Annotated in this window: 17 protein-coding genes; 4 read left to right on the top strand and 13 right to left on the bottom strand. The window is 34.5% G+C overall.

Annotated elements, in window-relative coordinates; genetic code table 11:
* Positions 1 to 61: 61 nt before the first annotated feature.
* The 5 genes from SB689_RS12355 to SB689_RS12335 form a co-directional block, all read right to left on the bottom strand.
* Positions 62 to 2,572: a M1 family metallopeptidase gene (locus tag SB689_RS12355; protein ID WP_410692444.1), complete on the bottom strand. Its 2,511-nt coding sequence runs from the start codon at positions 2,570 to 2,572 to the stop codon at positions 62 to 64.
* A 13-nt stretch (positions 2,573 to 2,585) separates the two neighbouring features.
* Positions 2,586 to 2,816, bottom strand: a complete 231-nt coding sequence (locus SB689_RS12350; RefSeq protein WP_410692443.1) for a hypothetical protein — start codon at positions 2,814 to 2,816, stop codon at positions 2,586 to 2,588.
* Between the two features lie 84 nt (positions 2,817 to 2,900).
* The gene (locus SB689_RS12345; RefSeq protein ID WP_410692442.1) at positions 2,901 to 3,695 is read right to left on the bottom strand and encodes a thymidylate synthase; all 795 of its coding nucleotides are present in this window, start codon (positions 3,693 to 3,695) and stop codon (positions 2,901 to 2,903) included.
* A 120-nt stretch (positions 3,696 to 3,815) separates the two neighbouring features.
* Positions 3,816 to 4,565 carry an SDR family NAD(P)-dependent oxidoreductase gene (locus SB689_RS12340; protein ID WP_410692441.1) on the bottom strand — a complete coding sequence of 250 codons (750 nt, stop codon included), beginning with the start codon at positions 4,563 to 4,565 and terminating at the stop codon, positions 3,816 to 3,818.
* Between the two features lie 130 nt (positions 4,566 to 4,695).
* Complete coding sequence (locus tag SB689_RS12335; RefSeq protein ID WP_410692440.1) at positions 4,696 to 5,142, bottom strand: hypothetical protein; 447 nt, start codon at positions 5,140 to 5,142, stop codon at positions 4,696 to 4,698.
* Between the two features lie 269 nt (positions 5,143 to 5,411).
* Here SB689_RS12335 and SB689_RS12330 point away from each other — a divergent pair, with 269 nt between their 5' ends.
* The gene (locus tag SB689_RS12330) at positions 5,412 to 6,344 is read left to right on the top strand and encodes a hypothetical protein (RefSeq protein ID WP_410692439.1); all 933 of its coding nucleotides are present in this window, start codon (positions 5,412 to 5,414) and stop codon (positions 6,342 to 6,344) included.
* Positions 6,345 to 6,418: 74 nt separating this feature from the next.
* Here the strand turns inward: SB689_RS12330 and SB689_RS12325 are convergent, their stop codons facing one another.
* From SB689_RS12325 to SB689_RS12310, 4 genes are all read right to left on the bottom strand, one after another.
* Complete coding sequence (locus SB689_RS12325) at positions 6,419 to 7,768, bottom strand: alpha-amylase family glycosyl hydrolase (RefSeq protein WP_410692438.1); 1,350 nt, start codon at positions 7,766 to 7,768, stop codon at positions 6,419 to 6,421.
* A 633-nt stretch (positions 7,769 to 8,401) separates the two neighbouring features.
* On the bottom strand, positions 8,402 to 8,998 hold the full coding sequence (locus SB689_RS12320) for an IS1096 element passenger TnpR family protein (RefSeq protein ID WP_410692437.1): 597 nt from the start codon (positions 8,996 to 8,998) through the stop codon (positions 8,402 to 8,404).
* 134 nt (positions 8,999 to 9,132) lie between these two features.
* Positions 9,133 to 10,164, bottom strand: coding sequence for a sensor histidine kinase (locus tag SB689_RS12315; RefSeq protein ID WP_410692436.1), 1,032 nt, complete (start codon positions 10,162 to 10,164; stop codon positions 9,133 to 9,135).
* A 45-nt stretch (positions 10,165 to 10,209) separates the two neighbouring features.
* A complete protein-coding gene (locus SB689_RS12310; protein ID WP_410692435.1) occupies positions 10,210 to 10,890 on the bottom strand; it encodes a response regulator transcription factor in 681 nt (226 codons plus the stop codon).
* Between the two features lie 197 nt (positions 10,891 to 11,087).
* On the opposite strand from SB689_RS12310, the gene SB689_RS12305 reads away from it, so the two are divergent.
* The 3 genes from SB689_RS12305 to SB689_RS12295 all read left to right on the top strand — a co-directional run bounded on the left by SB689_RS12305 (position 11,088) and on the right by SB689_RS12295 (position 16,426).
* Positions 11,088 to 13,739, top strand: coding sequence for a TonB-dependent receptor plug domain-containing protein (locus SB689_RS12305; protein WP_410692434.1), 2,652 nt, complete (start codon positions 11,088 to 11,090; stop codon positions 13,737 to 13,739).
* 28 nt (positions 13,740 to 13,767) lie between these two features.
* Positions 13,768 to 14,991, top strand: a complete 1,224-nt coding sequence (locus SB689_RS12300) for a hypothetical protein (RefSeq protein ID WP_410692433.1) — start codon at positions 13,768 to 13,770, stop codon at positions 14,989 to 14,991.
* 268 nt (positions 14,992 to 15,259) lie between these two features.
* A complete protein-coding gene (locus SB689_RS12295) occupies positions 15,260 to 16,426 on the top strand; it encodes a hypothetical protein (RefSeq protein ID WP_410692432.1) in 1,167 nt (388 codons plus the stop codon).
* A gap of 110 nt (positions 16,427 to 16,536) precedes the next feature.
* On the opposite strand, the gene SB689_RS12290 is transcribed toward SB689_RS12295, so the two are convergent.
* The 4 genes from SB689_RS12290 to hemL all read right to left on the bottom strand — a co-directional run bounded on the left by SB689_RS12290 (position 16,537) and on the right by hemL (position 21,812).
* Positions 16,537 to 17,775 carry an amidohydrolase gene (locus SB689_RS12290; protein WP_410692431.1) on the bottom strand — a complete coding sequence of 413 codons (1,239 nt, stop codon included), beginning with the start codon at positions 17,773 to 17,775 and terminating at the stop codon, positions 16,537 to 16,539.
* 78 nt (positions 17,776 to 17,853) lie between these two features.
* On the bottom strand, positions 17,854 to 18,699 hold the full coding sequence (locus tag SB689_RS12285) for a helix-turn-helix domain-containing protein (RefSeq protein WP_410692430.1): 846 nt from the start codon (positions 18,697 to 18,699) through the stop codon (positions 17,854 to 17,856).
* A 169-nt stretch (positions 18,700 to 18,868) separates the two neighbouring features.
* Complete coding sequence (locus SB689_RS12280) at positions 18,869 to 20,197, bottom strand: amidohydrolase (RefSeq protein WP_410692429.1); 1,329 nt, start codon at positions 20,195 to 20,197, stop codon at positions 18,869 to 18,871.
* Between the two features lie 331 nt (positions 20,198 to 20,528).
* Complete coding sequence (hemL, locus tag SB689_RS12275) at positions 20,529 to 21,812, bottom strand: glutamate-1-semialdehyde 2,1-aminomutase (protein WP_410692428.1); 1,284 nt, start codon at positions 21,810 to 21,812, stop codon at positions 20,529 to 20,531.
* Positions 21,813 to 21,816: the final 4 nt, after the last annotated feature.

Raw genomic sequence — 21,816 nt, 5'->3', positions numbered from 1 at the left:
ATATTTAAATTAAAAAAGCATCCCAAAATGAGATGCTTTACAATTTATATTTTGTTTTTTATTATTTAAAATCTTCGATCGCTTTATTCAGAACATCAATTTGAGGATTGATACTTGATGCTTTTTGAGGATTTTGTTTTAACAAGTCCATTTTTTTGCTTAAACCATCCTTCAATATCTGAGAGATCATCATTTTTGCCTGTGGATTATCTCCCATTTGGCTTTTTGCATGACCTATCATTTTAGTAATACTTTCTGTTGCTTTTAGATTGTCGGAAGACATGATCCAATTGAATCCTTCTTCCGCAGATTTACCCAACTCCGGATTTTGGAATTTAACAAAAGGATAAAATGCTGCAATCGGAGCAATATTAGCCATTTGAGAAGTCACTTTATTTTTGACAACAATAGGTAACATTTGCGTCAAAAGATCTTCTGAAGCACCGCTTAAATCAATTTTATCCGCTAAAGAAGCCATTCTTGATGGGTCAATTGCCGAAATAGCTCCCAATGAATTCCCTCTCACGGCATTAGAAACAGCATTCACGCCTTTTTCAAAAATCGGAAGGTATTTTTTATCTTTCGTTTTTGCTAAAGCTGCAATAGCCGAGGCCTGAGTTAAGGTTTTCGGATCGTTTGATGCTATTTTTTCAACATCAGTTCCTAAAGCTTTCATTTGTTCTGGATTCGTTAAATCCATCAATTCCAACGCTTTCATTCTCACTCTGAAATATGGATCTTTTATCCCCGCAGCCAACAATTTCGTTGCGGCAGGATTTTTTCCAACCTGATCTTTAATCCCGTTCAAAGCAGCATATCTGTTTTTGAATTCTTTTGAATTCGTGAACTGCATTAAATATTGCTCAGGAGTTTTTGTATCCGTAATATCTGCCACTAAAACACCATCTGCATTAATATTAATTAAATCCGGTGCTTTTGAAACATCAAAAGTAAAGATCGTTTTAGGCTCTGCATTTACCCAAACATTATATCTTTTTGGTTTACCATTGTCATAAACATCAATCGCCAAAGGAAATTCAAAAGGTTGATCCTGAGTTTGGTTGATCGTTACCGTAACTTGTTTTTTAACAGGTTCAAAAGTAGAAGAATAGTTCAATTTCGGGTTTCCGTTTCCGAAATACCATTGATTGAAGAACCAGTTCAGGTCTTTTCCGGAAACTTTTTCGAATGATAATCTTAACTGATGCGCTTCTGCATTTTGATATTCATTGGTTTTTAAATAATCATTCATACCTGCGAAGAATGCATCGTCACCTAAGTAGTTTCTTAACATGTGAAGAATTCCTCCGCCTTTTTGGTAAGTCACCAAATCGAAAACATCTTCACGAGATTCATAATTAAATCTCACCAAGTTTTTCTTGAAATCAGAAGGATTGTGAATGTATCTGTTAACATCTTCCAATTGATGATAATCGGCCTGATCTTTTCCATACTTATATTCATTCCAAAGGTATTCGGAATAGTTGGCAAAAGATTCGTTTACCGTAAGATTACTCCAACTTTCTGCAGTCACCAAATCTCCAAACCAATGGTGAAATAATTCGTGGGCGATTGTGTCTTCCCAAGTATTTTCATCAATTAACTGTCCAGGTTTTTGCAGAATATCACTTCCGTGAAGAGTCGCTGTTGTGTTTTCCATCGCTCCACTTACGTAATCTCTTCCTGAAATTTGCGCATATTTTGCCCAAGGATAATCGTAACCCATTTTTTTAGAGAAAAACTCGATCATTTCTGGAGTATTTCCGTAGATCTGTTTTGCATAAGGTTCGTATTCCTTTTCAATATAATAATCTACAGGAATATTTTTCCATTTGTCTTTCACGATCGCATATTCGCCCACTCCCATGAAAAAAAGATAGGTTGAATGTCTTTTATCCATCACCCAATGGTCGGTTCTCAATCCGTTTGATTCTTTTTGAGAATCTTTCATAATTCCGTTTGAAAGCGTGACATATTTATCAGGAACCGTCATATAGATTTCCTGAGTAGACTTTTGATTCGGCTTATCAATTGTTGGAAACCAAGCCGAAGAAGATTCTGTTTCTCCCTGCGTCCAGATTTGGGTTGGCATATCGGGATCTTTTCCTTGTGCGTTAATGAAATACAACCCTTTTGCATCATTAATTGCCGCACTTCCCTCCTGTTTCACCTCATTTGGGCGAGAAGTATATTTAATGTAAACCGTATAATCCTGATTTTTCTGATAGGTCTTATCTAAACTGATCTTTAAAACATCATTTTTATAGTCATATTTTAAAGGAGATTTTTTGCCGTTGATATCTAAAGCTACCTCATGAATCAACATTCCTTTTGCATCAAGCGTCAATTCGTTGGTAGGATAAAAATAAGGTGAAGCCGTTAACCATTCTTCCCCGTTCATTTGCTCCTTCTGATAATCGAAATTTACTTTTAGCTTGGTGTGTTTCAGTTCTGTTACTTTGGTATGAGTCGCTCTGTACACCTTTTCTCTGCCCGAAGTTTCGGTTTGTGCCGATACATTTGCGGAAAAGAAAATTCCAAGTATAGCAATCGATAAAATGGCCTTTTTCATCTTTATTTATTAATTATTTTTTAGAATTATTTTTTGTTAGAATATCGAAAATATCATTGACTACCGTTTCGTAATCACCTTTTTTAAACTGTTCTTTGGTTTTATTAAAAGCTTTTTTCAGTTCGCTTTCGGGGTTGTCATCATCAATGATTTCTATTGAATCTACTCCTTTTACCTGAAATAAAAGTTCTTTCAGCTTTTCGGCATCTGCGTTTTCTTCAATATTGATTTTTAGATATTTCATATTTGATAAGTGTAAAATTTGCTTTGAAAGTTACAAAAAAAGTGAAGTTTGTAGGCTTCACTTTAATTTATATTTTATTTTTAATTAAATCGCAACAGGCGCTTTAATTCCCGGATGCGGATCATAATTTTCTAAAGTAAAATCTTCAAAATTAAAATCAAAAATATCTTTAATTTCCGGATTTAATTTCATCGTCGGCAACGGTCTTGTTTCTCTTGAAAGTTGTCTGTTTACCTGCTCAAAATGATTGTTATAAATATGAACATCTCCAAAGCTATGAACATAATCCCCAACTTCAAGATCGCAAACCTGTGCAACCATCATTAATAACAATGCATAACTCGCAATATTAAAAGGAACTCCCAAGAAAACATCGGCGCTTCTCTGATATAATTGAAGTGATAATTTTCCATCTGCTACATAAAACTGAAATAAAGCGTGACAAGGCGCCAAAGCCATATTTGGAATTTCAGCAACATTCCATGCAGAAACAATCAATCTTCTAGAATCTGGATTTTTTTTGATCTGATCGATAACATCAGTAATCTGATCTACAATTTTTCCGTCTGCACCATTCCAGCTTCTCCATTGCGCTCCGTAAACAGGACCGAGATCACCATTTTCGTTTGCCCATTCGTCCCAAATGCTTACTCCGTTATCATTTAAATATTTAACGTTGGTATCGCCTTTCAAGAACCAAAGAAGTTCATAAATAATAGACTTCAAATGCACTTTTTTAGTCGTTACCAAAGGAAAACCTTTCGAAAGATCATATCTCAGCTGATACCCGAAAACGCTTCTTGTTCCGGTGCCTGTTCTGTCAGTTTTATCGGTTCCGTTGTCTAAAATATGTTGTAAAAGTTCTAAGTAATTTTGCATTTTGAAAAGCTATTTTGATGGTTCAAATTTAGAAAAATATAAGCGATTTTTTATTATCATAGGTCATAAAAAAAGCATCTATTCTCATAGGTGCTGTATATTATTTGTAGTAAATTTTACTTAAATCGCTGTGTATCCACCATCCACAAGATAATATCCTCCTGTCATGAATGAGGATTTTTCAGAGCTTAAGAATAATACCAATTCTGCAACTTCCTGTGGTTTTCCTAATCTTCCCATTGGGTGTTTTGCAACCAAAGCTTCTTTCATATCTCCACTTGCGCTATCCAACAATGGTGTTTCAATGTAAGCGGGACCGACTGAATTACAACGAATTCCTTTCTGCCCGTATTCTGCTCCGATATTTTTTGTTAATCCTACCACAGCATGTTTTGCAGTTGTATAAGCTGATGAAAGCGGTGCCGCAACCGTCCCGTGGATAGAGGCAATATTAACAATAACTCCACCTCCGTTTTTTTCCATTTGCTGGATTGCATATTTACAACCATAGAAAACTCCGTCTAAGTTTACACTTAAAACCTTTCTCCAACTATCTAGATTGTAATCTCCTGTGAGAGCCGGCTCGCCACCAATTCCTGCATTGTTGCAGATGATATCTAGCCTTCCGTATATTTCTGTGGTTGTTTTCACTAAAGCCTCAACTTCTGTAGGGTTTGATGTATCTGCTTTTACAAAGGATGCTTCATTTCCTTCCGATTTTATCTGCTCTACAGCCTGTTTTCCATGTTCTTCATTGATGTCTGAAACAATAACTTTCGCACCCTCTTTTGCATATGTAAGCGCAATAGCCAAACCGATTCCTGAACCTGCTCCTGTAACTATAGCCACTTTATTATCTAAAATTCCCATATTGATAAAATTTTATATGATTTTTTATTAAATATTTATGTCTAAGTTACGATGAAAATTCTTAATGCTTCAAAAGTAAGCAATAAAGTTTTCTTAATTTTTTAAAGAAAAATGTTAATTTAAATTTAGCTTACCAAATATTCTCAATCGTTTGATGAATATTATTTATAGCGAATGTTTCGCCGGCTTTCTTAGCATACATTGCTTTCACTAACGGTGATTCAGCAGAGACAGTCATAATTTTTTGATTATCAAAAATGATTTCTCCCAACGATGCCGAAATATAAAATAATCCTTTATCTGTTTTAACCAATGCTCCGTTTTGAACTTTCGAAGATGGTTCTGCACTTATTTTCTGAACAATAGCTTGTTGATTTAAAGTTTCATTCAGTTGCCTTTGTAGATTATTGATTTCCTGTTGCAACATTTCTCTTCCCGTTTCATATTTATCCCCCATTGAGCTTTTGGTATCGTTGCTTGATGCTCTGATTTCGGCAATAAGGGTTTCAAAGTTTTGAATTTTTTCTGAGATCTTCAATTTTATGATCTCCAGTATTTTAGATTTATCCATTTTCATATTTTGACATCACACAAATGTATTTATTTTCATTAAAAAATCTGTTTTTTTCATCTTTTTAATTTGTCAACATAATACCACTATGAAAAGATAATTTTTCACCATAATTTGAATAATATAAAATTCTATTCTAAAATTTCAATTTATTCATTAATTAAATAAAATAAATCAATTATAATCAATCATTAGAGTTAATTAATAATTTATATATAATTAACACAACGAATAATTATATTATATATATTTGCCGACTAAATAAAAAAAACGACATGAAAAAAAAATTATCTCTTCTTACATTTACTTTAATGTATACTACATTTTTCGCACAGGTTGGAATAAATACGTCGAATCCACACACCTCTTCTGCTCTTGATGTACAATCTGATACTAAAGGACTTATCGTTCCAAGATTGACTTCTACCGCAATTACAAGTCTTGCCAGTTCAGCAAGTGAAGGACTTATTGTTTTTGATAAAGACCAAAAGAAATTTTTAGGCTGGGACGGAACAAAATGGCAGAATTTAGGATTTGAAGGAACCGGAGGCGGAGGTTCATTATTAACAGGAACTATTTTTACACAAAGTTTTGAAACTGGTGATTCTGTAAACTATACAACTACAGGATTCGCACCTTCAAGTTTTAATTTTACAACCGGCTCTACGGTAACAGGAGATGCTCCCGCTTCATCAAGTTTATTTTCTGATGGATCAAGAGGCTTCGGATACTCAAACAATAACAGTAGCGGAACAAATTCTTATATAGAATTTAATACTGTTGACGCTTCTACTTACACGAGTAATATCACATTGAGTTTTGATGTTGCTGCATTTTCTATTGGAAGTACGGGTAACGGCGTTGAAAATAGTGATGTAGTAACGATAGAAGTAAGTACCGATGGCGGAGCTAATTACAATACAAAATTGACATTAACAGGAGGAAATTCGTCAACAGGTTCTAACACAAGATGGGCATTTTCAGGAAGCGGAACAGGAACAAACACTTATTCTGCATCAGGAATTACGGTAGCATCATCCAATGCTTCAACAAGCTCAGGAATTACACTTACAGGTGCACAGGCGATTACAAAATTGTCTGTAACAGGAATTCCTAATTCAAGCCAATTGAAAGTAAGAATTGGTGCCAGAAACAATGCTTCAACAGAACTTTGGGTTGTTGATAATGTTAAATTACAGGCTTTGTAATTTCTTGATTTGAATAAAATAATGAAAGCGGACATGAATTGTCCGCTTTTTTACTTTTTGACTAATATTTTAATTTATTTTTCAAATACAGCGTAATCTGAAACTTTGAAATTGAAATCTTTTCCGTTGGTGAAGTCTCTTTTTAAGCCATCAAAAACATTTTTAAAGCTTCCTGAAAGATTATCATCCTGAATACTGAAATTTACAGGCTCTTTTGACATATTTAAAACAACCAGAACCTCATCTTTTCCATTTTTTCTAATGTAGGCTAAAATTTTATCGTTTGCTGTCGTGTTTAAAAGATGGGTTCCAACATTTGAATCACCTCCTCTTAGTGCCGGATTTGATGATTTTAAACTTAACAACGTTTTATAAAAATCTGAAACCTGATAGATATTTGTCCATTTTATAACATCTTTTTCAAAGAATTCCAGTCTTTTCATATTGGGAAGTTCCTGTCCGGAATATAATAATGGAATACCATTCCAAGTTGCAGAAAATACAGCCATTGGTTTTGTGATTACACCGTATTTTTCATATTCTGTTCCGTTCCATGAATTTTCGTCATGGTTTGTTGTAAACCAAGCTCTCATGGAAGAATCTCCAATGTTTGAGTACTTAATCAACAGGTCTTTTAAATCCTGCAAAGGCAGATTTTTATTGTAATAATCTGCAGATTTGTGCATCCAAGACCAAGAATAACTTGCATCGAAAACTTTTCCGTATTCGGGAGTTTCAAGTTCATCAAATTCACCTAACCAGAAAAGTGGCTTTACAGTTTCAACTTCAGGACGAGCCTGTTGCCAGAAATCGACTTCTACCCACGAAGCAAGATCACATCTGAAACCGTCGATATTGGTTTCTTTAACCCAAAATTTCATAGCATCGATCATTGCTTTACGCATTTCCTGGTTTTTATAATCCAGTTCGATGATATCATCCATTCCTGATGCAATGTGGAATTTCCCGTCCGGATCTTTTAAATAAAATTCTGGATGTGTTTTTGTCCAGACGTGATCCCAGCCTGTATGATTTGCAACCCAGTCGATGATAACCTTGAATCCCAATCTGTGAGCTTCGTTCACCATGTGTTTGAAATCGTTAAGCGTTCCAAATTCAGGATTGATGGAAGTGTAATCTGATGCAGCATATGGACTTCCCAAACTTCCTTTTTTCTTTTCCTGAGCAATCGGAGTGATCGGCATGAACCAAAGCGTCTTTACTCCCATTGATTTTAAGCGTGGCATTTCTTTTTCGAATGCTTTAAAAGTTCCTTCCTTGGTATATTGTCTGACGTTGACTTCGTAAATATTAGTAGAGTGTTTCCATTCCTTCGGCAAATCCATAGTGTTTTTATTTATATTTTGAGTGGTACAGGAAACAATTCCCAGACCAATTACGGCAAGTAAAAATAATTTTTTCATTAATCAAGTTTTAACAAAAATAATGAATCGTAATGTAAGTGAGTGAATTGTTAATGGTGAATTTTGCTTTGAAAGTGAATTTTTTTAGTGAAATGAAGAAGTAAATAGGTGAATTTTATTTTTTTTAACGCAAGGCTCGCAAGGTTTTTTTTGATTTTCGTTGTGTTTTTAAGATCGCAAAGGCGTTTCACTCAGCGAAGGCTTGGAGTCATTGCGAGGAGCGTAGCGACGAAGCAATCTCTGTTAATTAATAGCTTTTTTGAGATTCTATGTTTAGATTCTTACAGAATGACAAAGTGTATGTTATCTTATTGTTTTGAGATTGCTTCGTCGCTACGCTCCTCGCAATGACGGGAAAAATTGAAAAAGGCGACAAATACCCTAGCCACGATAGTAACGGTTACCCCGCAACAAGGAGTTGGGGAGTTGGAGGGTTGAGGCGTTGGAGCGCGTTGGCGTGAGGAGTATGAGTGGATAGCGGGAAATAGCTCCTGAAAAATAAAGGAAGTTGGAAGAGGGAAGCTGGAAGTTTATCATGTGACAGATTCCTCCTTCGTCGGAATGACAAATATTACGTTGATTTTTTAAATAAAAAAGCCCTGAATTTTCATTCAGGGCTGTATATTTTAAGTATTATCTTTCGTCGTCGTTATCGTCGTCATCATCGAAAACATCGTCGTCATAGTTTTCTTCTTCCTCATCATCGAAATTGTCATCATCTTCATCTGCAAAACTGCTTCCTCCTGCAAAGTCGTCCTCGAAAGCAAAATCGTCTTCCATTAAAGGCATTGCAGATTTCTTTTTACCTCCTGCACTTCCGTTTTTGCTTGGTGCTTTCAACGGAACGTTTCCAAATCTGTAGACTGTGATCGGATAATTTACTCCTTTTGTCTCGTCGATCACCTCAACAAGCTCACAGAAGAATTCCCAAAGATCCAGAAATCCGTATTGGAACTGCGCCTTTTTACCAGCACTTTCAAACGCCTCATCAATGTATACATCCGACATAATCTCCCCATCACCATCATCACTCATATCTTCTAACGGAACAGTTTTTACGATCGTACCGTCATCTTCCAATAAATTAAAAGTTGATAGTTCCTCGCCCTGAAGGCTGAACGCACTTTTAATTCCTAAGTGTAAGTTCCATAGCGTCTGTTTTCCTTTAACTTCGATATCACGGAAAATATCTTCTTTTGCATCTAATATTACGCGGATTTTGTAAACCATATCAGTTTTATAAATTACTTTTTTGCCTTTGTTATTATGATTAATCTCTGTTGCAAATATATAATAAATGACATGTGACAAAAAAATATTTATGAATTTTTTAAAATATTTTTTTTTCTTACATTTTGCAGAAATTATTTACTTTTCTCAAGCATAAAACTGAACTTCGTACCTTCGAGATAGACACTCTCTACCGTAATGTTTTCGTTATGAGCCTCAAGGATATGCTTTACGATGGCCAATCCTAATCCTGAACCACCCTCTCTTCTACTTCTGCTGGTTTCTACACGGTAGAATCTCTCAAAAATTCTTGATAAAACTTCTGATTTTATTCCCATTCCGTTATCGATGACTTCTATCAGAACTTTATTTTTCAGCACGCTTGTTTTTACAACAACTTTTGCTTCCTGTCTGTTCGCGTAATGAATCGCATTGGAAACTAAATTGATGAAAACCTGCGAAATCTTTTGTTTATCGGCATCCACAAAAATCTGAGGATTTAAGGTCTGAATCTGCAATGTTGTGTTGTGTTTTTCAGCTTCGAGGTCTAGGAGATCGAAAATTTCTTTGATCAATAAATTAACATCAAATCTGGAAACAGTAAGATTGATTTCTCCGGCTTCAAGCCTGTTGATCATATCCAGATCTGTAACAATGGCAATTAATCTTTCAACCGAAATATCAATTCTTTCTAAATATTTATCACGAATCGTAAGATTATCAACTCCGCCATCTCTCAACGTCTCCACATATCCCTGAATGGAAAAAAGTGGCGTTTTAAGCTCATGAGAAACGTTTCCGATGTATTCTTTACGGTAGCTTTCCATTTCTTTCATCATATCAAGCTCGGTAACTTTTTGTTGATTAAGATCTGAAAATCTTTCTCCCAATTCTTTAATGGTAATATTTTCATCGTTATCATGAACAATTTCCTGCGGTAAAAGCAAAGAAAGTCCACGAACCTGTTTTTTACCATAATAATTAAACAATAGTTCTAAAACCAAATAATTAATGATAAAAATAAGGATGAGACATATAAACAGTCCAATTTTAAAGAATGGGGTTTTGTAATAGATATCCTTTAGTGAATCAAAAACGATTACTAGAAAGAACATCACCAATGTCAATAGACATGATGCGACGAGGGTAAGTCTGTAAAATTTCAATTTTACAAAGTTTTTATTGGTTTATGTAAAGTTAGGTTTTTTAAGCTATAAAACGATCAGCTTATACCCAATCCCTTTTAGAGTCTGAATGGTATTAATTCCCAGTTTTTCTCTTAATCTTCTGATGTGAACGTCGATCGTTCTTTCTCCAACGATAACATCGTTCCCCCAAACTTTCTCCAGAATCTCTTCTCTTTTAAATACTTTTTCTGTATTTGAAGCTAATAAATAAAGAAGATCGAATTCTTTTTTCGGAAGTAAGAACTGTTGCCCGGCTTTTGATACTCTGAAGTTATCTTTATCAATAATTAAATCTCCGATTTCAATTAATTTAGCATTATCTGAAACCTGAGAAGTTAACTGTAATAAAGCATTAACTTTAGAAATAAGAATTTTCGGTTTGATTAGTTTTACGATGTAATCATTCGCTCCTGCCTGAAAACCTGCTAACTGAGAGAACTCCTCGCTTCTTGCAGAAAGGAAAACAATAAGTGTTTTGTGAAGTTCTTTTATTTTACGAAGTTCCTGACAAGTTTCAATACCGTCTTTTTCCGGCATCATTACATCTAATAAGATAAGATCCGGAATAATTTGTTTAGCTTTCTCAATCCCTTCATTACCATTGGTAGCAGTGGAGATATCATAACCTTCCTTTTCTAAGTTATAAGACAGGATCTCTAAAATATCCAGTTCATCGTCTATTAAGAGTATTTTCTTTTGGTTCATTTTTAATTTTTACTGAGTCAAAGTTAACAATTTTTAAAGCATAGATTAATAAATAAACTATCGTTCACATAAAGTTAACAATAATGACATTTTGTTAATGTTTAGTTAAGGAAAATTTAAATTTCGCTAAACCATTTTCACCACTAATGTTTTATTCCTTTGCACCGAAAGAATCAGTAAATAAAGTAAGTAAAATAATGAAAATTTATAAACTTAGTGTTGCAGTCTTATTTTTATCCGGATCTGTATTTTATGCTCAAGAAGTAAAAAAAGATACAATAAGTAAGGAGAAAAGAATTGAAGGCGTAGTAATCCAAGGAAGCAGTAGTAAGAAAACTGAAACTGCTGTATTAGGAGAGCAAAAGAAAGCTATTATTCAAAAACAGGCTGTAAGTGCTGAAGAAATTTCCAGAAAAGGAATTTCCAACGTAGAGCAAGGTCTTACAAAAGTAACCGGAATCACTACGGTAGAAGGAAGAGGACTTTTCGTAAGAGGTTTGGAAGAAAGATACAATTACCTGTTGATCAACGGACTTGGATCACCTTCCAATAACCCATTCCAAAAGATCATCGCATTAAAGCAATTCCCAACCGATGTTGTTGGTAAATTAAATATCTACAAAACCTTCAACTCTAATCTTTACGGAGATTTTGCAGGAGCGACTTTTGATATTGAAACGCTGACGATCGATAAGCCATTTACAAAAATAGAATTCAGCGTAGGTGTAAATACATTGAGTACTTTTAGAAACAATTTTAAGATCGCTGAAGGAGCAGATGGCATGAACGGGTATTTGGGATTGAATTCCAGAGATAGAAGATTACCTAGCGAAATTAAAAACTCAAGACCGAATAATTACAGATTTACAGCAGATGAATCATTAAGTTCATTTAAAGACTCTTGGAATGTAGATAACGTAAAGACAATGCCTAATACAAGTATTGGATTTACAACTGCTCAGAAAGTAAAAATGGGTGGATCAGGTAGTTTAGGAGTTCTATTTTCTTTGAACCAATCAAACAAATTTGAGTATAAAGACGGTGCTAATAATCAGTTTAGAGCACAAGGTCAAGGTTCACCTATTGAAAACATGAACTATCTTAATCGTAAACAATATAATTACGAAACAGAATCTTCGGTTTTATTAGGATTAGGATATAAAAATAAGGGAACCAATGTTAACTTAAATGCTATCTATTTACAAAACGCAAATAATATTATTGAAGACAACTTTGGATATAAAGATCAAAGAGTTCAAAATATTAATGATGGTTTTTTTAGAACAAATCAATTGGATATTTCAAGATTTTTGGATTTGCAGCTGACTGCTTCCCAAAAAATCAACGACAGAAATCAAATAAAAGCAGGAGCTAGTTATGTAATCAATAACTACAGTCAACCAGACAGAAAGATAATAGAAGGGAACCGTAGTGATCCTACAAATAACGGTCAACTACTTTCTGATGGATATGTACAAATGAATTACGGAGGAAACAACCTTATCCGTCAATATTTAGATGTAGATTCTAGATTCTATGGTTCAGCTTTTGCGGAATATCAATTGTCTTTAGGTGAAAAAGGAGATAGAAAAGAGTATCCTATTCAGATTGCATTGGGATATAATGGATTTACAGATTTTAGAAAAACATCTTATCGATTTATTTTCGGACGTCCTAAAACAGGATTCTCAAATCCGATTTTTGTAACGAATGTAGATACTCCTCAAGCAATATTTGATGAATCAATAAAAAATGGAAATTTGTATTTCCAGGAAGGTTCTGATATTTCTCAATTCTACTCTAGTTTTTATCAGATTATCAACGGTGGTTATGCTAATATTAATTTTAAACCAAATGATTCTTGGGATATTTTAGTAGGTGCCAGATATGAAAATGATATGACACTTATTCGTTATTCTGAACCAAGTGCTGAAAATAAAATAAACTTAGACAAAAAAAACGATTTCTTTTTACCATCATTGGCTGTAAAAAAAGCTCTTAATAGTAAAAATAATTTAAGATTCTCATTCAGTAAGACTATTACACGCCCAATCCTTATTGAGACAATGCCAATCACTTATATCAATCCAGATAACGTAAATATTGTCGGTAATCCGGAGATTAAGAATAGTGAAAACTACAACATCGACTTGAAATGGGAATATTTCCCAACTACAAAAGAAATGTTTGCAGTAAACCTATTTGCAAAAAGAATAGACAATGCAATTGAACGTTCATTGGTAGCTTCAGGAAATGCAACAGGTTCTACCATCACTTTTTATAATGCCAAAAAAGCAGATTTATTTGGGGTTGAGCTTGAAGGAATTTTAAATTTAAATAGAATTTCAGAATCTCTGCACAATTTCACTTTAGGTGCAAATGCTACAATCATGCATTCTAATGTTGAAAGAAGCGAGAAACAATTGAATATGGAACAACCGGAATGGTTTGCAACAACCGGAGAAACACTTCGTAAAAGAGGTTTACAGGGAGCATCTCCTTATACAATCAATGCAGATTTAAAATATGAGCTAAAAAACAAAAATAATCTTGCACACACATTCTCTCTTGTTTACAATGTTTCCGGTAGTAAAATCTATGCGACAGGAGGTGCTGGTACAGATAATTACTATGAAAAACCTTTTAATCAATTCGATTTTGTATATCAAGGACAACTAACAAAAAATTGGAATTTAAAATTTGCAGTACTAAATATTTTAGACAGCAAATACAAAATCTTACTTGGTGACAAAAACTATCTGCCACTTAACCTAGAAAATGACAACAATACCCTTACTGACTATTACAGAGGTATCACATTCAACTTCACTGTAGGTTATACATTCTAAAATAATTAAAAAATAAAAAAAGTATAAAATGAAAAGAAGAGTTTTATCATTATTATCGTTAACAGCTGTGTTAACTCTAGCCTTAAACTCATGTACAATTGATGTAAATGACGGCTTAGGAGAAGGAACTACGGTTACAACTCCAGGAACGACTGAAAGTGTATTAAGCGGAAGCGGAACATTAGCAGGAACAATTTCAAAAGACCTTTTAATTAAAAAAGGAACCTATACATTAGACGGAATCGTTAAAGTAACTAATAACGCAACAATCACAATTGAAGCTGGGGCTACTTTTAATGTCGTTACAACTAAAACAAGTGGTTTAGTAATTCTACAAGATGGGAACATCAACGCTGTAGGTACAGCTTCCGAGCCTATCGTATTTACTACATCTACTAAAACTCCAGGAGATTGGGGAGGTATTACATTATACGGAAATGCTCCAATTAAAGCTATAAATGGAAACGCATCTGCTCTTTCTGAGGATGGAAACAATGTGTATTACGGAGGAAATGATGCCAATGACAATTCTGGAACGATGAAATTTGTTCGTGTTGAATATGCAGGTAAAAAGATCGGTGACGGTACATCTGAAACCAACTCTATGACATTCTATGCTGTAGGAGCTGGAACTACTTTAGAAAACCTTGTGACTTATAAAGGAACTGATGACGGTTATGAATTCTTCGGAGGAACAGTAAGTGCAAAAAACATTGTTTCTTACGGTAATTTCGATGATTCTTTCGACTGGCAGGATGCTTGGAGTGGACAAAACAATACAAACTGGTACGCTTTCCAAACAGGAACAGGAAACTTCGGAATGGAAATTGAAGCTTCTAGTAACGTTGATAATGTAGCTCCAAAGATCTCTAACATTACGTTAATCAGAGATGCTAATACAAACCCTGAATCTGCTAACTCTCCTGAGATCTCTGCGATTCAGTTCAAAAAGCACGGAACAGGTATTTTCTCTAATGTTTATATCAGTGGATACAAAAATATCGGTAACCAAAAAGGATATTCAGTTCTTATTCAAGATGCTGCAACAGAAACAAGCCAGGTAAATACTGGTAAAATAAAAGTAGAACCTCTTACTTATTTGAATTCTGATAACGCAGGAGTTTGGGGATATGCTTACACTCCAAACGGAGGAAAAACCTTCACTAATGTATCTACAGTAACTAAAGTTGCTTTAACAGCAGGAGCTTGGGCTACGGTAGACGGAGTAAACCTTTTAGCTGGACTACAATAATCAAGTAATTAGTTTCTTCATATCAAATTGAGAACCAGCCTTGGAAATATACTTTCCGAGGCTGGTTTATTTTATATATTTTTGATGTTATAATTTTCAAATTATAAAAGCTTTATTTTTTATAAACAGAAAACTTCGGTTGGGAAATAGACAGAAAAATGGTAATTTGGATCTCAAAATTATTTAATTTAAAATAATATCTATTTTTTAGAGTTTTAAATAATAACAAAGCACTAAAGACAGCAAAAGAATAAAATCTAAAAATATTATGAAAAAAAATCACTTAAAATTAATTGCCGCAGCTTTATTCATCAGCACTACGTTTACGATATATTCTTGCAGTAAGGATGATGATGAAACTCCAACAATAACTCCTGTGGGGATTGCTGTAGATTTTAATAATTTCAAAGGTGAAGTTCCAAGCGGGCAAACGGTAACGTTAGACCCTACCAAAGTATATAAATTAACAGGATCTGTCATTATTAAAGATGGCGGAAAACTTGTAATTCCTGCCGGAACAAGAATTGTTGCCATCAGCGGAGCTTCTTGTTATGTTACCGTTGAACAAGGCGGTCAGCTCTTTGCAAACGGAACAGCGGGATCTCCGGTTTTATTCACTTCAAGTGCTGCCACTCCGGGAAGCTGGGGCGGAATCGTTATTTGCGGTAAAGCGCCAATCAATACAGGAACAACTGCAACATCCGAATTAGGAAATGCAACGTATGGAGGAACATTAGCAACTGATAATTCCGGATCTTTATCCTTTGTAAGAATTGAATATGCAGGAGCCATTTTTACAGGAACTACAGAATTCAACGGACTGTCTTTATTCGGTGTTGGTAACGCAACGGTAGTAAACAATATTGCTTTGCTTAATGGTTCAGACGACGGTATTCAAATTTATGGTGGAACAGTAAGTCTTTCCAACATTGTTTCTCTAGGTAATGAAGACGACGCTTTTGAATGGACTGACGGCTGGAACGGAACCGCAACCGGAATCTACACAAAAAGAAGAGCCAACGGAACCGGAAATACAGGAATCAAGGGCAGTAATAACGCAACCAATCCGGATGCAACGCCAAGATCTAATCCGACCATCAAAAATGTAACTTTCATTGGAGGTACAACAGGAGAAGCTGATGCCGTAAAATTAAAACTTGGAACTTACGCAACCTTTAACAATGTAGTCACTTCCAACTGGAACACAGGAGTGAATATTCAAAGTGATGCTTCTGCAACATATTTTAATGGTACCGAAAAAATAACTGACGTATTGTTTGGCACTGATGTTACCAAAAAGGTTTCGATAACAAATACAGCTGGTACAGATATAACTCTATTACCTGATACTTACACTGAAAAATCAGACGCTACAGGAGCTGGAAACGGAATTTTAACGCCGACTTGGGCTACAGGAGGCTGGTCTTCTCTTTAAATTTAAATATAAAAAATACATAGAACAACAGCCTCGAAAATTACTTTTCGAGGCTGTTTCATTATAAAAACAAGGATTAAAAAATATATTAGATTTTATTTATAGTAATCTTACTTCTTCCAAAATAAATTACCATTATTCATTAAAGCTTCAACAGCAGACATTCTTGAAACAGCTTCTGCGGAACAGCTTGCATCAACCAAAATAACATTCGCTTTATCTCCAACTTTTGGCCATTGCTGGTTTCCTTTATCATCTAACGGAAGAATATTTTGCGTCGCAAACTGCAACGTTCTAGAAAGTTGAAATTCTGTAGCATATCTGTATAATTCGGCAATTAAATTCGCTTTTTGAAGCATATTTCCCGATCCGAAAGTACTCCAGTAATCCTGAACGTTATCATTTCCGATCAAAACTTCTACCCCATATTTTTTCAACGTCGGAATCGGCATCACTTTTCCGGTGAATGGAACGGACGAAGCAATTCCCACTTTTGCAGAAGCTAATCTTTCCGCAATTTGTTCTGCTTCTTTCTGATTTAAATGAGCTAAAGCAAAAGCGTGACTTACGAAAGTTTTTCCTTGAAGTTTAGGATTTTCAATGGCTTTATCAATTAAATAATTAATGGTTTTCATCCCAGACTCTCCTACTTCATGCAAATGAATATCAATTCCTTTATTATTGTCCAAGGCTAATTGCACTGTAAAATCAAGCACTTTTTCAATACTTCCGTCGATACTCAAAGGATCAAGTCCACCAATAAATCCTACATGCGGTAATTTTGCCACCTCTTTCATCAAAGGAACAGAATCCGTATAATACAAACCATGTTGCGGAAAAGCCACCAATTCTGCACCGAAAGAATCTTTTTTATTCTCTAAAGCTTTCTCCAGATTTTCTAACGATTTCAAGCCTGAAGTCGGATCAATATTGAAATGCGTTCTTACATAATTGGTTCCATAACTTTGCAGCAGATCAATTAATTGTTCTGCCCTTTCTACCGAAGTTTTCAACAGTTCCGTAATGATTTCCTGTTCGTAAGAAATCATATCTTTTACTGTTTTCTTTTTCGGAGAAAGTGTTTGCCACGGCAGTCCGTACCATGTTTTATCCAAGTGAACATGCATATCTTTGAAAGCAGGAAGCATTAGTTTCCCTTTTGCGTCAACAGCATCAGAATTTGCATTGTTTGGTTTAATTGATTTTATTTTTCCGTCTTCAATTTCAACACAGAATAAGTCTGTTTTTGTTTTGATAATTTCTTCATTATCATATTCGAAACCCGTTTCCAAACGGACATTTTTCAACGTATAATTTCCTTTAGCAAGAGGGTGATTTTGTAATTGCATGATCCCAAGTTTAGTCCTACAAAATTACACCCGCAAAATCTTAAACAGGAGTATCAATTATGTCTTGTTTTGTATCAATTATTCTTTGAATTGAGAAGGCGTCATTCCGGTTTGTGCCTTAAAAAATTTTGAAAAACTCGCATGATCATAAAAACCGAGGTCGTAAACAATATCTTTTACAGACATTTCCGAGACTTTTAATAAACGTTTCGCTTCGAGTAAAATTCTGTCCTGAATAAGTGAAGAAGCCGATGTATTAAGGTTTTTCTTACAGACAATATTTAAATAATTGGCAGAAATATTAAGTTTTTCGGCATAAAAAGAAACCGACCGTTCTGTTTTAAAATGAATATCAATTAAGTTTAAAAATTTAGAAATAATTGGATTAGAATTATACACTTCAAAATCTTTGAAAGCACCTTCAACTGATTTACTCACCAGCAAACCAATCAATTCGCTTCTCTTTTGAATCACTTCCCAAAAGGTATTTTCTTCATTTAATTCCTTTTGAATGGTTTTAAATTCATGTAAAATTAGGTGATAAATTTCCTCTGAAACAGTAAAAGCAGGATGTTGAAAATAATAGGAAGCCGAAAATCTCAACGCCGGAAGAAAACTTTCATACCATTCCCGGCTGATCATTAATTGATACCCAACCGTCTCTTTTTCAATCACCCATTGATGAACCTGATCCGGAAAAACCAGATGAATCTGATGATTTTCAACCTGATATTCTACAAAATCAATTGTGTGAGAACCTTTTCCTTTTTCGAAAAGATTAATGATGAAAAAATCGTGTTTATGAGGTTCATCAATTCTTCTTTCACCATACAATTCATTGAATAACAAATTACAACCCTGCGATTGCTTTTCTGCAAATTCATGAATTCCTAAAATGGGAAAATAATCCGGTTGATGGCTCATTGTGTGTAATTTTTCTCAAAAATATAATAAAATTAATCTCTGATCTACACGCAAGGTAAGATTTTAACTATTACTCTAATTTTAATAATCTACAATAATATGTTTTCAATAAGCCTTGTCAAGGTTTAAAACCTTTACAAGGCTCACGATCCTGAAATACATTTAAAAATCAAAACACAATATTTCCCTGATGGATCAAAGATTCTACATTTGAAATTCTTGAAACTGCCTCTGCTGAACAGCTTGCATTAAGGAAACTCAAATCTGCATTGTCTCCAACTTTTGGCCATTGTTGAACTCCTTTATCCTCCAATGGAAGAATATTTGCCGTTGCCAATTTTAAGCTTCTAGATAATAAAAACTCTGTTGACTGACCATATAATTGCGCCATTAAATTGGCTTTTTGCAATACACTTCCCGTTCCGAAAGTGTTCCAATGATCGACGATGCTGTCGTTTCCTGTTAAAACCTCAACATTATATTTATACAAGGTCGGGATCGGCATAATTAAGCTTCCGAAAGGGATTGTAGAGACAATTCCGATTTTTGCGTTGGCTAATTTTTCTGCTATTTCTTCCTGCTTTGGTTTTTCTAGTTTCCCTAAAACGAAGCAATGACTTAGATAAGTTTTTCTTTTTAATGAAGGATTTTCATTCACTTTATCAATTAAATATTCAACAGTTTTCAAACCAGATTCTCCGCTTTCATGCAAGTGAATATCGATTCCTTTTTTGTTGTCTAAAGCCAGTTGAACTGTAAAATCAATTGTTTTTTCAATCGCTCCGTCAATTGTGAAAGGGTCTACTCCACCAATAAAATCGATATCCATTTTCGCTGCCTCTTTCAAATACGGAACCGAGTCTGTATAAAAAACACCATGCTGCGGAAAAGCTACCAATTCTGCTCCGAAAGTTTTCTTTTTGTTGTCTAAAGCTTTCTGTAGATTTTTTAAAGATTCTAATTTTGACGTCGGTTCAATATTCACATGACTTCTGGCGAAAGATGTTCCTTTTGATTGTAACAATTCAATCATTTTCTCAGCTTTAAACGTTGAGTTTTTCAACATTTCTGGAAGCATTTTTTGCTCCAAAGCGATCATTCCTTTTACTCCGCCTGTTCTTTTTCGGACTGCCTGCCATTTGTCTCCGTAAAAAGTTTTATCCAAATGAATATGCATATCTTTAAAAGCAGGGAGCATTAAAAATCCTTTGGCGTCAACCGCTTTTGCATTCGGTTGATTGGGAGCTATTTTTGAGATTTTTCCGTTCTCAATTTCGATGTAAAATAAATCGGTTTTTGTTGAAATTACTTCACCTTCTTCATATTCAAAACCTGTTTCAAGACGAACATTTTTTAAGCTTAATTTTCCTTTTGCAGAAATCGTTTCGCTATCAAAAATTGAATTTGCCATCATAATGTTGGGAGCTAAAGTTAGTCCGGCCATTGCCAGCGCTGAGCTTTTAAGAAAATCTTTACGAGATATGTTTGAAGTGTTCATTTCCAATCTATTTATTACAAATTTAAAAAGAACTGAAATGTTGGAAGTGTATGGTTTATTGCATTGTTTGTATGATTTATTGAAAATTCTTTTCACAAATTATTTTTAATCACATAAAACAGCATCTTCGTCATCCTGGAAGTATTTCAACAGCTTTATTGATAAAATAGTCTAGATTCCTGCGGAATATTTTTTCTCCCACAGATTTCACAGATTTACACAGATGATTGTGTTTTATTTGTACTAAATATTAGTGCAATTTGTGTTTTAATCAAAATAAAAAAGGACGAAGTTTTAAACCTCATCCTTCTATTTTTTTTATCTTTAAATTTTAAGAAAAATCAAATTTTCTGACCGCTTCAAGCGTCATATCAATTTCTTTATCCTTAATTGCATCACTGATGAAATACGTTTCATATCCACTTGGTGGAAGATATATTCCGTTTGTCAACATTTGATGGAAAAAATTATTAAATAATGAATGATTTGCTTCCTGTGCTTCATCAAAATTAGAAACTCTATTGATATGGAAGAAAACAGACATCATTGAACCTTTTCTGTTGATCTTATGAGCAATTCCTTTTTCATTTAAAATTTTTCCGATTTCAAAATCTAAAGTTTCTGTTGTTTTATTAAGATTACTGAAGAAATTTTCATCGTTTCTGATCAATTGAAGCGTTTTTAAACCTGCCCTCATTGCCAAAGGATTTCCGCTTAAGGTTCCGGCCTGATAAACTCCGCCTTTTGGAGCTAAATGATCCATAATTTCGTTTCTTCCCGCAAAAGCACCAACCGGAAGCCCACCTCCAATTACCTTTCCATAAGTAACCAAATCAGCTTTTACATTATACAGTTCCTGAGCACCACCAAAAGCCAATCTGAAACCCGTCATTACTTCATCAAAAATCAATAAAGCTCCGTTTTCGTCGCAGATCTTTCTTAAGTTTTGAAGAAAATTATTTTCAGGAAGAACGCAGCCCATATTTCCGGCAACAGGTTCGATAATTACGGCTGCAATTTGACCCTGGTTATGTCTGAATAAATCCTGAACCTGCTCAAAATCATTATATCTTGCCAACAAAGTATCTTTTGCTGTACCTTCTGTCACTCCTGGAGAATTCGGGTTTCCAAAAGTAGCTGCACCACTTCCTGCTTTGATCAAAAATGAATCTGAATGACCATGATAACAACCTTCAAATTTCACAATTTTATCTCTTCCCGTGAAACCTCTTGCCAATCTTACAGCACTCATACAAGCTTCTGTTCCTGAAGAAACCATTCTGATCTGATCGATATTAGGAACATTATCTACGATGAATTTTGCAATTTCAGTTTCCAATTCTGTCGGAGCACCGTAAGAGAAACCTTTCTCTGCCTGAATTTTTAATTCTTCCAACACTTCTGGGTGTGTATGACCTAAAATAGCAGGACCCCAAGAATTGATGTAATCAATATAAGTATTGTCATCAGCATCTGTAAGGTAAGCTCCTTTTGCAGACTTCATGAAAACAGGAACGCCACCCACAGATTTGAATGCACGAACAGGAGAATTTACCCCTCCCGGAATGTATTTGTAAGCTTCATCGAATAAAGCTGAACTTCTTTGATATTTCATTTTC

It is taken from the genome of Chryseobacterium sp. SIMBA_038 (genome assembly GCF_046535115.1).
Lineage (GTDB): Bacteria > Bacteroidota > Bacteroidia > Flavobacteriales > Weeksellaceae > Chryseobacterium.
Note: the sequence above shows the minus strand (reverse complement) of the source record. Positions and strands in the feature narration are given on the sequence as shown.